The 12,864-nt window shown below is 70.9% G+C and carries 10 protein-coding genes and 1 pseudogene; 8 read left to right on the top strand and 3 right to left on the bottom strand.

Annotation, left to right across the window (positions count from 1 at the left end; genetic code table 11):
• Positions 1 to 716: 716 nt before the first annotated feature.
• Positions 717 to 1,925, bottom strand: a complete 1,209-nt coding sequence (locus tag AC07AZ_RS29280; RefSeq protein WP_478852949.1) for an FAD-dependent oxidoreductase — start codon at positions 1,923 to 1,925, stop codon at positions 717 to 719.
• Positions 1,922 to 2,383, bottom strand: a complete 462-nt coding sequence (locus AC07AZ_RS29275; RefSeq protein WP_478852947.1) for a hypothetical protein — start codon at positions 2,381 to 2,383, stop codon at positions 1,922 to 1,924. Before AC07AZ_RS29275 ends, AC07AZ_RS29280 begins: the two co-directional genes overlap by 4 nt.
• A gap of 100 nt (positions 2,384 to 2,483) precedes the next feature.
• Between AC07AZ_RS29275 and AC07AZ_RS29270 the strand changes: the two genes are divergently transcribed.
• Positions 2,484 to 3,131 carry a PadR family transcriptional regulator gene (locus AC07AZ_RS29270; RefSeq protein ID WP_478852945.1) on the top strand — a complete coding sequence of 216 codons (648 nt, stop codon included), beginning with the start codon at positions 2,484 to 2,486 and terminating at the stop codon, positions 3,129 to 3,131.
• A gap of 252 nt (positions 3,132 to 3,383) precedes the next feature.
• Here the strand turns inward: AC07AZ_RS29270 and AC07AZ_RS29265 are convergent.
• Positions 3,384 to 3,677 (bottom strand): annotated as a pseudogene (locus AC07AZ_RS29265) (relaxase domain-containing protein); the annotation flags it as partial.
• Between AC07AZ_RS29265 and AC07AZ_RS29260 the strand changes: the two are divergent.
• The 7 genes from AC07AZ_RS29260 to AC07AZ_RS29230 all read left to right on the top strand — a co-directional run bounded on the left by AC07AZ_RS29260 (position 3,608) and on the right by AC07AZ_RS29230 (position 12,447).
• Complete coding sequence (locus AC07AZ_RS29260) at positions 3,608 to 3,838, top strand: hypothetical protein (protein ID WP_478852943.1); 231 nt, start codon at positions 3,608 to 3,610, stop codon at positions 3,836 to 3,838. The pseudogene AC07AZ_RS29265 and the gene AC07AZ_RS29260 sit on opposite strands and share 70 nt — an antisense overlap.
• Positions 3,839 to 3,960: 122 nt before the next feature.
• A complete protein-coding gene (locus AC07AZ_RS29255) occupies positions 3,961 to 6,438 on the top strand; it encodes a SpoIIE family protein phosphatase (protein ID WP_478852941.1) in 2,478 nt (825 codons plus the stop codon).
• A gap of 2 nt (positions 6,439 to 6,440) precedes the next feature.
• Entirely contained in the window at positions 6,441 to 7,385 is a 945-nt protein-coding gene (locus AC07AZ_RS29250; RefSeq protein ID WP_478852939.1) for a LacI family DNA-binding transcriptional regulator, read from the top strand.
• Positions 7,386 to 7,398: 13 nt separating this feature from the next.
• A complete protein-coding gene (locus tag AC07AZ_RS29245) occupies positions 7,399 to 8,685 on the top strand; it encodes an ABC transporter substrate-binding protein (RefSeq protein ID WP_478852937.1) in 1,287 nt (428 codons plus the stop codon).
• On the top strand, positions 8,682 to 9,602 hold the full coding sequence (locus AC07AZ_RS29240) for a carbohydrate ABC transporter permease (protein WP_478852935.1): 921 nt from the start codon (positions 8,682 to 8,684) through the stop codon (positions 9,600 to 9,602). The genes AC07AZ_RS29245 and AC07AZ_RS29240 overlap by 4 nt, the downstream gene beginning before the upstream one ends.
• The gene (locus AC07AZ_RS29235) at positions 9,599 to 10,426 is read left to right on the top strand and encodes a carbohydrate ABC transporter permease (RefSeq protein WP_478852933.1); all 828 of its coding nucleotides are present in this window, start codon (positions 9,599 to 9,601) and stop codon (positions 10,424 to 10,426) included. The genes AC07AZ_RS29240 and AC07AZ_RS29235 overlap by 4 nt, the downstream gene beginning before the upstream one ends.
• Positions 10,427 to 10,458: 32 nt before the next feature.
• Positions 10,459 to 12,447: a TIM-barrel domain-containing protein gene (locus tag AC07AZ_RS29230; protein ID WP_478852931.1), complete on the top strand. Its 1,989-nt coding sequence runs from the start codon at positions 10,459 to 10,461 to the stop codon at positions 12,445 to 12,447.
• Positions 12,448 to 12,864 lie beyond the last annotated feature (417 nt).

Genomic DNA, 12,864 nt, shown 5'->3' with positions numbered 1-12,864 from the left:
ACCGTCATACAAGTGGAAGCCGTCCTCGTACGCGGTGCCCTGCCACTGCCGTCCGGTCAGTCCGGCCACCAGCGCAATGACGGCGCCCGGATTGCACAGGCCGACGCGGTGGAAGACCAGCAGCAGCGGCGAGTACGGCCGATCACCGTGACGGCCATCAGGCACCCAGGCGGCGAGTACGGCCGATCACCGTGACGGCCACCAGGCACCCACCAGCGGATGCACCACATCAGCCGCTCACCGCCGTCGGCATCCTCCACCTTCCGCCGGCCCAACCGCATATACCCGCCGATCTTCGCGGCGAGTACTTGTGGGGACACGTAACAGTTGTCGATCTCCACGAACAGCAGCGGCACCCCGTCCCCGGACACAGTGATGACGATGCCCGCCTGGCGCCGCCCCTGCCGGGGTTGGACCAGACGCCCGTCGCAGGCAGCGCCACCTCCGTCGTATAGGAGCCAATGGCACCCAGCCCGCCCGGGACGTCAACCGCATCCTGCACGGCCGCGAGGACGACGGCCGACTCACCCTCGAGCCAGGCCAGGTCCCGCTCCGGACGCAACAGAGCCAACAGGGCGTCGCCGACCGCCATCGGATGAGCAGCACCGATACGGCCCCCACCCCAGGCCGGACTGCCCACCCCCCACCGGCCGCCCCAACACATAGGAAGCGGCTGTGCACGGGCAGCAGCCCGTTGCCGGCGGGCGGGCTGGAGTTCACGTGAGCTGGGCTGCCTTCGCGTCCCAGTCGATGTGGTGGTCGAACTGCCAGGCCGTCTTCTCCGGGTTGATCAGCTTCATGGCCGTCGGCATCACGAGGTCGCGCAGGGCGCGGCCGACCGGGCCCGCGGTCTTGTTGCTGTTCGTGCGGGCGCCGAGCTTGATGATGCGTTCGACGCGGGGTCGGCGTAGTTGTTCGTACGCCGCGAAAGCCTGGTCGTAGGGCAGGTCCCGCAGGCAGCGCGCAAGTTCGACGGCGCTTTCGGCGGCGATGGAGGCGCCCTGTCCGGAGCTGGACGAGGCGGCGTGGGCCGCGTCGCCGATCAGGGTCATGCGGCAGTGGGTCCAGTTCGCGACCCTTGGCATGTTCTCCATCGGGCCGGTGATGAGGAGTTGGCCGGCGTCAGTACGGCTGATCATTTCGAGGGCAGGGGTGCGGTCGTCGGCGAAGGCGGTCCGCAGGGTGCGCATCCACTCCTCCGCGCCGATCGCCTGAGCCTCGGCAACTGTCATCGGGGCGCGGTGGGGCAGGTTCACGAACCACACCGCCGAGGAGTCCTCGAAAATCTGGTAGCCGAAAAACGCGCGCTTGCCGAAGCACATGTACATGACGCCGTCGGTGGAGGGCATCCCTGACCAGTCCATCCGCGCTCCGAAGCACACCAGGCCGGCGTAGTTCGGCTGCGGTGCGGCGGGGTCGATCAGGGAGCGGACCGTGGAGCGGATGCCGTCGGCGCCGATCAGGATGTCGGCGCTCGCCTGTGTACCGTCCGCGAAGTGCGCGGTGACGCCGGAGCCGGTGTCCGTCGTGCCGGTCAGCCGCTTGCCGTGGTGGATGGGAACGGAGCGGCGCTCCGCCTCGTCGTAGATCGCACGGTAGAGATCGGCGCGCCAGACGAACTGCAGGGACGGGAGGCGGGAGGGCGGGGCGAACCGCGCGAGGTGCTTGCCCGTCCAGCTCCGCAGCCCCATGGCGGTGACTGGGGTGCCGATGGCGCGGACGAGGTCGCCCGCGCCGATCGCTTCGAGGGCGTTCTGGCCATTCGGGGCGATGGTCATGCCGCCTCCGGCCCCATCGGCCGTGTGGTCGTACGCCTCGTGGACGGCGGCCTCGATACCTGCCTGGCGGAGCGCCATCGCGGCGACCGGGCCGGCGATACCGCCGCCGATGACGAGCGCGGTGCGGGCTTTGCCGATGCGGGTCATGACTGGTGCCCCCTCGAAGGGGCGCCGATCGTCGGCACGCCGCCGCTCTTGTGTGCGCGGCGCAGATCCTGGACGTACGCGCGGGAGGACATCGCCGAAAGGATCGCGATGCCGCCGCGGTGGATGCGGATCTCGCTGTTCGTCGCAGAGCCGGACAGACGGACAAGGCGGCCGGCCGCCCTGTCGTCGGCGGACGGGGACCGGGAGTCCTTGATCCGGCCGCGGGCGGTCCACGTCAGGTTCCAGTGATCGACGGCGGTGCCGTCGTCGACGAGCAGCTTGACCATGGCCCGGTTCATGTCGAGGTGGATCTCGATGTCGTCGGGGAGGCCCGGGGAGCGAAGGTCGAGGACAGCGGCGCCGCGGCGGGCCTTGACCTCGAAGCGGCCGGCCTCCGTCCAGTCGCCGAGGTGCTTGACGAGGTCGTGGTCGGAGTGGATGCGCTCGGTGAGGGACATCTCGGTGGTTCCTCTCTGTGCGGTGCCGTACGGACGAGTTGATAGTTGCAGTGAAACTAGTATCTCGTCAACTAGTTGCCCCAAGGCTAGAATCGAGCCCATGACCGCATCCGCTCCCCGCAGCTCCCCCCTCGCCCTGACCGTCCTGGCCCTGCTGCACTACAGGCCGCTGCATCCGTACGGCATCCAGCGGCTGGTCAAGGACTGGGGCAAGGAGCAGGTCGTCAACGTCAGGCAGCGTGCGAGCCTCTACCGCACGATCGAGCGACTCAACGGCGACGGGCTGATCGCGGTCCGCGAGACCGGGCGCGATCAGCAGTACCCCGAGCGGACCGTGTACGAGGTCACCGACGCGGGGCGCGAGACCGCCCGCGCCTGGCTGGAGGAGATGCTCACCACGCCCAAGGAGGAGTTCCCGGAGTTCCCGGCCGCCCTCTCGAACCTTCTGCTGCTCACGTCCGACGAGATGGCGGACGTACTGGAGCGGCGGGTCGACGCCCTCGCGGAGAGGCTCGACGGGCTGGAAGCGGCCATGGCGGCGGAGGCGGAGCAGGGCCTGCCGCGCATCACCCGCCTGGAAACCGAATACCTGCGTGCCGTGACGGCCGCGGAGCTGGAGTGGGTGCGCGCGGTGGTGGAAGACCTGCGGGCCGGCAGGCTCTCGTGGTCGAAGGAGCAGCTGGACGCCCTGGCGGCGGGGCCGGTGCAGGGAGTGAGCCCGCCCCCGGCGGGTCCGGGGACGGCCTGAAGCGTTGCGGTCTCGCGGGGTCAAACCCCAGCCGTTCGTCTCACCTCCGTGTCCTTGAGACCGGGCAAGGGACATCGCCTGCGAGAAAAGGACACGGAAAACGCGAACCTCCACGCGTACCAGGAGCCGTCCTGGCGCTGCGCCCGGTTCAGGATCAGGCAGTGCTCGTGCAGGAGGGGAAATTCCGTTCCCGTTGTCGTAGTGCCGGAACGCCGCGACGACCAGGGCCGGGGCCTTCGCGCGCTGACGGCCGGACGCCCACCGGGTCGCCGCGACCTCATCCTCCGGCCGGCGCAGCGTCTTGGCGACGGCCCGCTTGTGCGCCCGCTCGATGACCCGGCGTGTCCTGGCATCCCCCAGAGCCCACAGCACGACCAGTGACGCCTGCGGCCGGAACACGAAGTCCAGGGCGAGCAGCGGGGTCTGCTTGCGCTGCTCGATCTCTTCGATCGGCTGCCCGGGGACGGTGGCCAGCCGTGCCGCTCGGCGACACCACCCGGATGGGTGTGATGGCCATCGGCGAGGACGACAAGCCAGTGCGCCCATACGACCGGCTCCTCGCCCTGGACGCGCGGCTTCAGCAGGCGGCGGCGCGGCCGGTGGTGGTGCCGGAGACGGCGTTCCGCCGCGACCTGCGACGAGGAACGCCCGGAGTGAGCCGGCATCCGAGGCGTGAAGGATGCTGCGATCCGGGTACCGCGCTGTAAGGGACGCACAGCGATGCAGGTCTGACGCCCGGGGACCTATGGTCCTTCGATCTGACTTGTCCGGTTCCTGTACGGCGCGCACCCTGGGTCTGTGAGGCCCCCAGCGCGCGAATAGAGCAAGAATGGCCACTTTTGATCAAGGGAATGGTCACAACGGGTGGTCATCCGATGGCGCGACGGTCACCCTCGGCCTGGACGGCACAGTCACGGGATGGAGCGAGGGCGCCCGGCGGCTGTTGGGCCACCGCGCCCCGGAGGCCGTAGGGCGCTCCGCCACCGATCTGCTCCTCGGTGAAGGAGCCCCCGAGGTGACCGTGCTCTCCCTCACCGGCTCCCAGGAATGGAGGGGCACGGCGGCGCTGCGACATCGGGACGGCCACCGCGTCGAGGCGACCCTGCACGCCCAGCCGTCCCTGGGCGGCGACGGCTCCGCCCAGGCCTTCGTCGTGGCCGTCACCACGGGACCCGCCGGGGCGGAGCACGACCGGATCATGGCGGAGTGGGCGTTCGACCAGGCCTCGATCGCGCTCTCCACCCACACCGCGGAGTCCGGCTCGTGGCGCCGGAACGCGGTCGCGCAGGGCGGGGAACAGACCGGCACGGCCGGACCCGGCCAGGTGCCTGCCGAAACCGGACGTGAGCGGCACGCCCCCGCCCCCGCCGACGCCGGCTTCCTCCAGTGCGTCCGTCAGGTCGCCGAGGAAGGCACCCCCATCCGCTACGAGTGCCTGGCACCGGAGCCGACCTGCGCCCCCGGTACCACGGCCGCCCCCACCGCCCCCCTCTCCTGCGCCCGCCACCGCGCCTGGGTCATCGAGCTCTGGCCCGTCCGGGACCCCGCCACCGGCGAGGTGGTCGGCGTGGGCACCGCCGCGTTCGACAGCAGCGACCAGCACGCGGCAAGGCAGCGGCTGGCTCTGTTGCAGGAGGCGGGCGTCTGCGTCGGCACCACGCTGAACGTGACGCGCACCGCCCAGGAGCTCGCCGACCTCGTCGTCCCGCGGCTCGCCGACTTCGTCAGCGTGGATCTGCTGGACTCCGTGTTGCGCGGCGAGGAGCCGGTGCCGGGTCCGGTCGACGCGGCCGTGGTGCTCCGCAGGGTCGCTCACCAGTCCGCGGCCGAGGGTGTGCCCGAGGCGGCCATCGACCTCGGCACGATGGACACCTACCCCCCGTTCTCGCCGCCCGCCCGCTGTCTGGCCGACGGGAAACCGGTGCTCAGCGGCGCGGCCGACCCCGACTTCGCCCGCTGGCTCGCCGGGCACGAAACCCGCACCGCGCGCAACGAGGCGTACGGATTCCACTCCCTCATGGCCACCCCGCTGCGCGCCCGGGGCATCACCCTCGGCGTCGCGGTGTTCGCCCGTATCAACGGCTCCCCGCCCTTCGAGCCGGACGACCTGATCCTGGCCGAGGAACTCGCCGGCCGGGCCGCGGTCGGCGTCGACAACGCCCGCCGCTACACCCGCGAACGCACCAACGCCCTCACCCTCCAGCGCAGTCTGCTGCCCCGGGACCTGCCCAGACAGGCGGCCGTCGAGGTGGCGTACCGCTATCTGCCCGCCGGTACGAGCGCGGGGGTGGGCGGCGACTGGTTCGACGTCGTGCCGCTGTCGGGCACCCGCGTCGCCCTGGTCGTCGGGGACGTGGTCGGACACGGCATCCACGCCTCCGCCACCATGGGCCGACTGCGCACCGCCGTCCGCACCCTCGCCGACGTCGACCTGCCCCCGGACGAACTCCTCACCCACCTCGACGACCTGGTCACCCACCTCGCCACGGACCATGAGGACGTCGCCCCCGACGAGCCGTACGTCGTCAGCGGCGAGATCGGCGCGACCTGTCTGTACGCCGTCTACGACCCCGTCTCCCGCGTGTGCACCTTCGCCACCGCCGGTCACATCCCGCCCGTCGTCCTGCTCCCCGACGGCACGGCCCGCGTGGTCGAGCTGACCCCGGGGCCGTTGCTCGGCATCGGCGGACTGCCCTTCGAGTGCACCGAGCTGGAGCTGCCCGAGGGCAGTCTGCTGGCCTTCTGCACCGACGGTCTGGTCGAGGCGCGCGGCCGTGACGTCGGCGCCGGGCTCGACCGGCTCCGCGAGGCGCTCACAGGCCCCGTCTGCTCGCTGGAAGCCACCTGCGACACCATCCTCAAGGCCCTGCTGCCCGCGAGCCCGTCCGACGACGTGGCCCTGCTCCTCGCCCGCACCCGCGCCCTGCACGCCGACCAGGTCGCCGCCTGGTCCCTGCCCTCCGACCCGGCGATCGTGGCTGACGCCCGGGCCCAGGCCGCCCGTCAGCTCGCCGCGTGGGGGCTGGGGGAGGCCGCGTTCGTCACGGAACTCGTGGTGAGTGAACTGGTCACCAACGCCATCCGCTACGGCGCCGTACCGATCGGCCTGCGGCTGATCCGCGACCGGACCCTGATCTGCGAGGTCTCCGACGCCAGCAACACCGCCCCGCACCTGCGCCGCGCCCGCACCTACGACGAGGGCGGCCGCGGGCTGCACATGGTCGCCCAGCTCACCCAGGGCTGGGGCACCCGCCAGACCCCCCTCGGCAAGACGATCTGGGCCGAACAGTCCCTCCCGGCCGGCTGACCATGGCACAGCACACCAGAAGCGACGGCTCCGGTGGTGGCACGCACACGCTGGGTCTCCTCTACCCGCCCGCCGGCCGCCTGGGCGACTACACCACCATGCAGCTCGCCTTCGTCGGCGGAGTGGCCGAGGCCGCCGCCGAGCACGGCTACGACCTGCTGCTCGCGCCCGCAGGCACCCACGACGATCCCTCGTTCCCGCGAATGATCGACGACCGGCGGGTCGACGGCGTGATCGCCATGGAGATCCGCCGGGAGGACGACCGGGTCGAGCGGCTGGCCGAGGCGGGCTTCCCCTTCGTGGCCATCGGCCGCAACCACCGGGCCGACGTGGCCGGCTGGGTCGACCTGGACTTCGCCGGACTGGCCGGCGGCTGCGTCCAGCACCTCGCCGACCTCGGCCACCGCAGAATCGCCTTCGTCAACCGGTCGGAACAACTGTTCAACAGCGGCTACGGCTTCGCCCGCCTCGGGGACGAGGGCTACACCGAGATGATGAAGAAGCTGCTGCTCACCCCGCACGCCTACCTCTGCGGCGACGATCTCGCCTCGGGAGAGGAGGTCGTGGAGCGGATCCTGGACGACGACCCGGCGACGACCTCGCTGGTCACCCTGAACGAAGCGGCCCTGGAAGGCGTCTACCGCGGACTCACCCGGCACGGCCGCAGCGTGCCGCGTGACTTCTCCGTCGTCGGCGTCGCGGCCAGCCCCTGGGCCGAACAGGTGAACCCGCCGCTCACCGCGGCCGAGATACCCGCCAAGGAGATGAGCCGGGTCGCCGTCGACCTGATGGTGCGGCGGCTGCGCTCACCCGACGCGCCTCCCCGGCACGTCCTGCTGAAACCCCTGATCACCCTGCGCGCGAGCACGGGGCGCTGCCAGCCGGTACCGGGCTCGGAACCCGAGGGCGGTCTCCCCGATTTCCCCGATTTCGACCTGGATTTCTGATACGTCGGTTTCTGTGCCCCTGATCGCCCCGATCACCGAACCCCGGGAGCAGAAGATGTCGTACCCCCTCGACCGCCGCGGCTTCCTGCGCACCTCGGGCGCGACCGCGGCGGCTGCCGCCCTCGGCGTCGGCGGAGCCCTGACCTCCTGCAGCTCGGCCGAGTCGGGCCCGGTGACGCTCAGCTGGTGGGACTACTTCACCCTGGACAACTTCCAGCCCGGAATGAACCGCCTGATCAAGGACATCGAGGCCGGCGTCCCGGATGTCAGGATCGAGCGGCGGAGCTTCCCGTTCGCGGAGCTGGAACGGCAGATCACCCTGGGCGCGATCTCAGGCGACCTGCCCGACCTCGCGATCGTCGACAACGTCGCCATGAACACCCTCGGCGGCAGCAGCCTACTGGCCGACCTCACCGCCCGAGTCGCGAAATGGGGCCAGGCCGACCATTACTACAAAGGCCCCTGGGATGGCTGCCAGGTCGGCGGAAAGACCCTCGGCATCCCCAACAACAGCAACTGTCTCGCCCTTTACTGCAACACCCGCCTGCTCAAGTCCGCCGGCGTGGAACCCCCCACCACCTGGGGGGAACTGGCCACCGCCGCCCAGAAGCTGACCAGTGGGGACCGCTACGGCCTGGCGCTGAGCGCGATCAAGACCGAGGAGGGTGTCTTCCAGTTCCTGCCGTTCCTCTGGCAGGCAGGCGGCGACCTGGACACCTTCGGCACCTACGGCGCCACCGCCCTGACCTTCCTCGACGAGCTGATCGCCAAGGGCTCCCTCTCCGAACAGTGCGTGGGCTGGACCCAGCAGGACGTCAACACCCGGTTCCTCAACCAGCGCGCCGCGATGCAGATCAACGGCCCGTGGCAGATCCCCACCCTGGAGAAGGCGGACTTCGACTGGAACGTCGTCGCCCTGCCCCGCGACAAGGAGGCCGCCACCTGTCTGGGCGGTGAGAACTGGGTCGTGATGGCGAGCAGCAATCACGCCGACAAGGCGTGGGAGGTCCTGGAGCACACCCAGCGCCCCTCGGTCCTGGTCCCGTACCTGGTGTCCTTCGGTGAACTTCCCGCCCGCAAGGACCTCGCCGGTCGGGGCAGCTGGGCCTCCGACCCGGCCCTGCGGCTCTTCCTCAGCCAACTGCCCCTCGCCCGGCCACGCCAGTACGGCGCCCACTACGCCGAGGCCTCACAGGCCGTCGCGGAGGCGGAGCAGGCCGTGCTCGCCGGGTCCGCATCGCCGTCCGCCGCCGCGAAGACCGCGACCGGAAAGATCGAAAAAGCCCTGGGCGAGCAGTGAAACAGCCCCTCTCGCCCTCCGCGCGCCGCCGCCGCGCCGGCTACCTGTTCTGCCTGCCGGGCATGGCCTTCCTCGCCCTCTTCCTGGCCTACCCGCTCGGCTACACCGTGTGGACCTCCGTCCATGACGTCGACCTGAGTCAACTCCTGGGCGGAGCCGAGCGGTTCAACGGACTGGACAACTACCGGGCAGTGACCGGCGACCCGGCCTTCTGGCACTCGGTACGCCTCTCCCTGGTCTTCACCCTGGGCTCGCTGCCGCTCCAGTTCACGATCGGCTTCGCCCTGGCATTGCTCTTCGCCCGCCCGTTCCCCTTCAACGGACTGCTGCGCTCACTCCTGCTGGTCGCCTGGCTGCTGCCACCGGTGGTCAGCGGCACCCTCTTCCGCTGGATGCTGGACGCGGATTCCGGCGCCTACAACGCCCTGTTCCAGGCGGTCGGCCTGGACGCCCTGTCCCACGACTGGCTCACCGACCCGTCCACCTCCATGGCGGGGGTGATCTTCGCCAACGTCTGGGTCGGCGTGCCCTTCAACATGCTGCTGCTCCTGGTCGGACTGCACACCATCGACCCCGAGCTCCACGAGGCCGCCGCCCTCGACGGCGCGAGCGCCTGGCAGCGCTTCCGCCATCTCACCCTCCCGCTGATGCGGCCGGTCTCGGTGACCGTCCTGCTTCTCGGGCTCGTCTACACCTTCAAGGTCTTCGACCTCGTCTTCGTGATGACGGGCGGCGGCCCCGTCGACGCCACCCGCGTGCTCTCCCTCTACGTCTACGAGGTGTTCTTCACGTTCTTCCGGTTCGGACAGGGTGCGGCGGCGGGCCTGTTGCTGCTCGCCGTACCGCTGCTGGCAGGTGTCCGGTACGTACGGCGGCTGCGCCGCGAGGACGAGGCGCCGACGGGAGGTGTCGTATGAATACACCGCGCCACCCGTGGCTGCTGACCGCGACGGCCACGGGGATCACCGCCGCCTTCCTGTTGCCGGTGTACTGGATGGTGAAGACCAGCCTCACCCGGCCGGACCGCATCCAGGCGCCGAACCCGCAGTGGGCGCCCAGCCCCGTCACCGGCGAGAACTACGCTACGGCCCTGGGCTACGAGGGACTGCCCCGAGCCCTGCTCAACAGCCTGGTCATCTCCAGTGGGGTGGTCGCGCTCACCCTGCTGCTCGGCGTCCCCCTCGCCTACGCGCTCGCCCGGGCCCGGATGCGCGGCTCGGGCGTGATGGTGCTCGCGCTTCTCGTCGCCCAGCTCCCGCCCGCCATCGTGCTGGCGGCCCCGCTGTTCATCCTCGAACGCCGGGCCGGCCTCACCGACACCCACCTCGGTCTGATCGCGGCCGACACGACGCTGACGCTGCCCTTCACGGTGATCGTGCTGCGTCCCGTGATGCGCGGAGTCTCCCCGGAGCTGGAGGAGGCGGCCCTGGTCGACGGCTGCGGACTGCCGGGGGTGCTGCGGCGGATTGTCCTGCCGCTCATGGTGCCCGGTGTGGTCGCGGCGGCCGGACTGTCCTTCCTGATCGGCTGGGGCGAGTTCCTGTTCGGCCTCACGCTCGCCCAGGGACCGGACGTCCAGCCCGTCACCGTCCTGCTCAACTCCTTCATCGGACAGCACGGGACGTCGTGGGGGGCCCTGATGGCCACCGCCACCCTCATCAGCATCCCGGTGGTCTGCGTCTTCGCCGTCTTCCAGCGCTTCGTCGTCGGCGGGCTCACCGCGGGCAGCGTGAGGGGCTGATCGCCATGCATCCCCGTGACAGCACACCCTGGGTGGCACCACCTCCGCCCATGCACCCGGCCGCGCTGGATCCCCTGGCCGACGCTTGCGTCGCCCACACGGGCAAGGACGGCGTGACCCTCGGCGTACGCACAGCGGCCGGACGTACCGGCACCCTCCGCCTGCGCCCCGCGACCGGCAACTCCCTGCGGATCACACTGCGGTTGGATGAGGTGCCGAAGGCGCACCGGGTCTTTGTCGTCACCGCACCGACGGACACCGGCTGCACGGTCGAGCGGTCACCGGACACGCTCACCCTCCACCTCGACACACTGGTACTGGAAGTCCGTCTGGCGCCCCTGGCCATGGAGCTGACAGGGTGTCACCTGTGTCAGGCCACCGACGTGCGCGACCCCAGCGACCGTACGACCGTGCTGCCCCTCGGTGTCACCGAACTCGCTGACGGTCAACTGGCCTACCACGACAGCTGGATCACCGAACCCGACGAGCACTTCTACGGCCTCGGCGAACGCTTCACCGGCCCCGACCTGCGCGGCCAACGGGTCGACTGCTGGGTCGAGGACGCCCAGGGCTCGACCGGCACCCGCTCCTACAAGGCGGTCCCCTTCCTGCTCTCCAGCCGGGGCTACGCCGTCCTGGTGGACACCACCACCGCGGCCTCCTTCGACCTCGCCCACAGCAACACCGGCGCCTGGTCGCTGACGGTCCCCGACGAGGCGCTCGACTACTACCTGATCACCGGCACCCCCGCCGAGTGCCTGCGCACCTACCGTGACCTGACCGGCCCCGCCCTGCTGCCCCCGGAGTGGGCCTTCGCCCCCTGGATCTCCGGCGGCTTCCGCCGGGACAGCGCGGCCGACGTACGCGAGCGCGCCCGCCGTGTCCGTGAACTGGGCTTCCCCTGCGAGGTGTTGCACATCGACACGTACTGGCAGCGACACGGCTGCTGGTCGGACATGGAGTGGGACGCCGAGGCGTTCCCGGATCCGCGCGGGCTGATGACCGACCTGGCCGGACAGGGCTTCCACGTCTCGCTCTGGATGAACCCGTACCTCAGCGTCGACAGCCCCTACTTCACCGAGGCGGACCGCAACGGCTGGTTCCTGCGCACCGCTTCGGACGCCAGCTGGATCGGGCAGGTCTGGGGCGGCGCGCACCCGGACTCGGCCGTCCTCGACCTGACCCACCCCGGCGCCGCCGACTGGTTCCGGGGCCGCGTCCGCCAAGTACTGGCCACCGGGGTCTCGGTCCTGAAGACCGACTTCGGCGAGGCGGTCCCCGTGGAGGTGGTCGGGTACGACGGCATGACCGGCGACCGGCTGCACAACCTCTACCCCCTCCTCTTCAACGACCTGGTCGCCGGGGTCACCCGGGAAGTCGCGGGCCACGGCCTGACCTGGGGCCGCTCGACCTGGACCGGCGGCCAGCGGCACGGCGCCAAGTGGACCGGCGACTCCAACGCGAGCTGGCAGGACCTGGCGTCCACCCTGCGCGCGGGCCTGGCGCTCTCCTTCTCCGGTCACCCCTTCTGGAGCCATGACATCGGCGGCTTCCACGGCACACCGGATCCCGAACTCTTCGTCCGCTGGGCCCAGTTCGGCCTGCTGTCACCGCTCAGCCGGTTTCACGGCATGACGTCCCGGCAGCCCTGGGACTTCGGCGAGCAGGCGTACGCGGCCGTCCTGCACGCGGCCCGCCTGCGCACGAGCCTGCTGCCGTACATCCACTCGGCCGCCGCCGACGCGGTCCACACCGGCGAGCCGCTCGCCCGCCCCATGGCCCTGGACCACCCCGACCGCCCGGACGCCCATGCCGCCGACCTCCAGTACCTGCTGGGCCCCGACCTGCTGGTCGCCCCGCTGTACGCGCCGGGAGGGCGGAGACAGGTCTGGTTCCCGCCGGGGGAATGGCTGCCGTACACGGGCTCCGCGGGCCCGGTCGCCGGTCCGGTCTGGCACCGTGTCGAGCTTCCCCTGGCCACCGCGCCCCTCTGGCTACGGGCCGGAGCGCACGTTCTGTGAGCGGGACGTCGCACACCGCCCGGTGCCGCGTGCTGACAGTCCGGGGCGCTCCCGACGTGGGACTCTGGGACGAAAGAGGTATCCGCAGGAGGCACTCGACGTTTCCAGCGGTAGACCGTGCCGGTCTGGTCTGGTCTGGTCTGGTCTGGTCTGGTCTGGTCTGGCCAACCGTGCGCCACTGGTCCCTCGGCCGGCTCCTGCTTCAACACCGCAAGCGGCGCCTCGCCGCGCGGGCGGCCTGGTGCCGTACACCTCACCCGCCACGTGGCGCAAGGACGAACTCGCCTCCACCGTGGTCGACATCGAATTCCGGGCTATCGACGAAATCGAAAACCTCGGACCGTCTTCCGAAGGAAGCGCTCCCGACTGGGACAACCCCTGACCACTCCCCGTTCCGCCGGGCCCCGGGCCTCAAGA

Source organism: Streptomyces sp. NPDC043878 (assembly GCF_056435735.1).
Note: the sequence above shows the minus strand (reverse complement) of the source record. Positions and strands in the feature narration are given on the sequence as shown.

Coding starts and splice junctions, on each gene's coding strand:
- AC07AZ_RS29280 (WP_478852949.1), bottom strand. CDS start 1,925: ATGACCCGCATCGGCAAAGCCCGCACCGCGCTCGTCATCGGCGGCGGT.
- AC07AZ_RS29275 (WP_478852947.1), bottom strand. CDS start 2,383: ATGTCCCTCACCGAGCGCATCCACTCCGACCACGACCTCGTCAAGCAC.
- AC07AZ_RS29270 (WP_478852945.1), top strand. CDS start 2,484: ATGACCGCATCCGCTCCCCGCAGCTCCCCCCTCGCCCTGACCGTCCTG.
- AC07AZ_RS29255 (WP_478852941.1), top strand. CDS start 3,961: ATGGCCACTTTTGATCAAGGGAATGGTCACAACGGGTGGTCATCCGAT.
- AC07AZ_RS29250 (WP_478852939.1), top strand. CDS start 6,441: ATGGCACAGCACACCAGAAGCGACGGCTCCGGTGGTGGCACGCACACG.
- AC07AZ_RS29235 (WP_478852933.1), top strand. CDS start 9,599: ATGAATACACCGCGCCACCCGTGGCTGCTGACCGCGACGGCCACGGGG.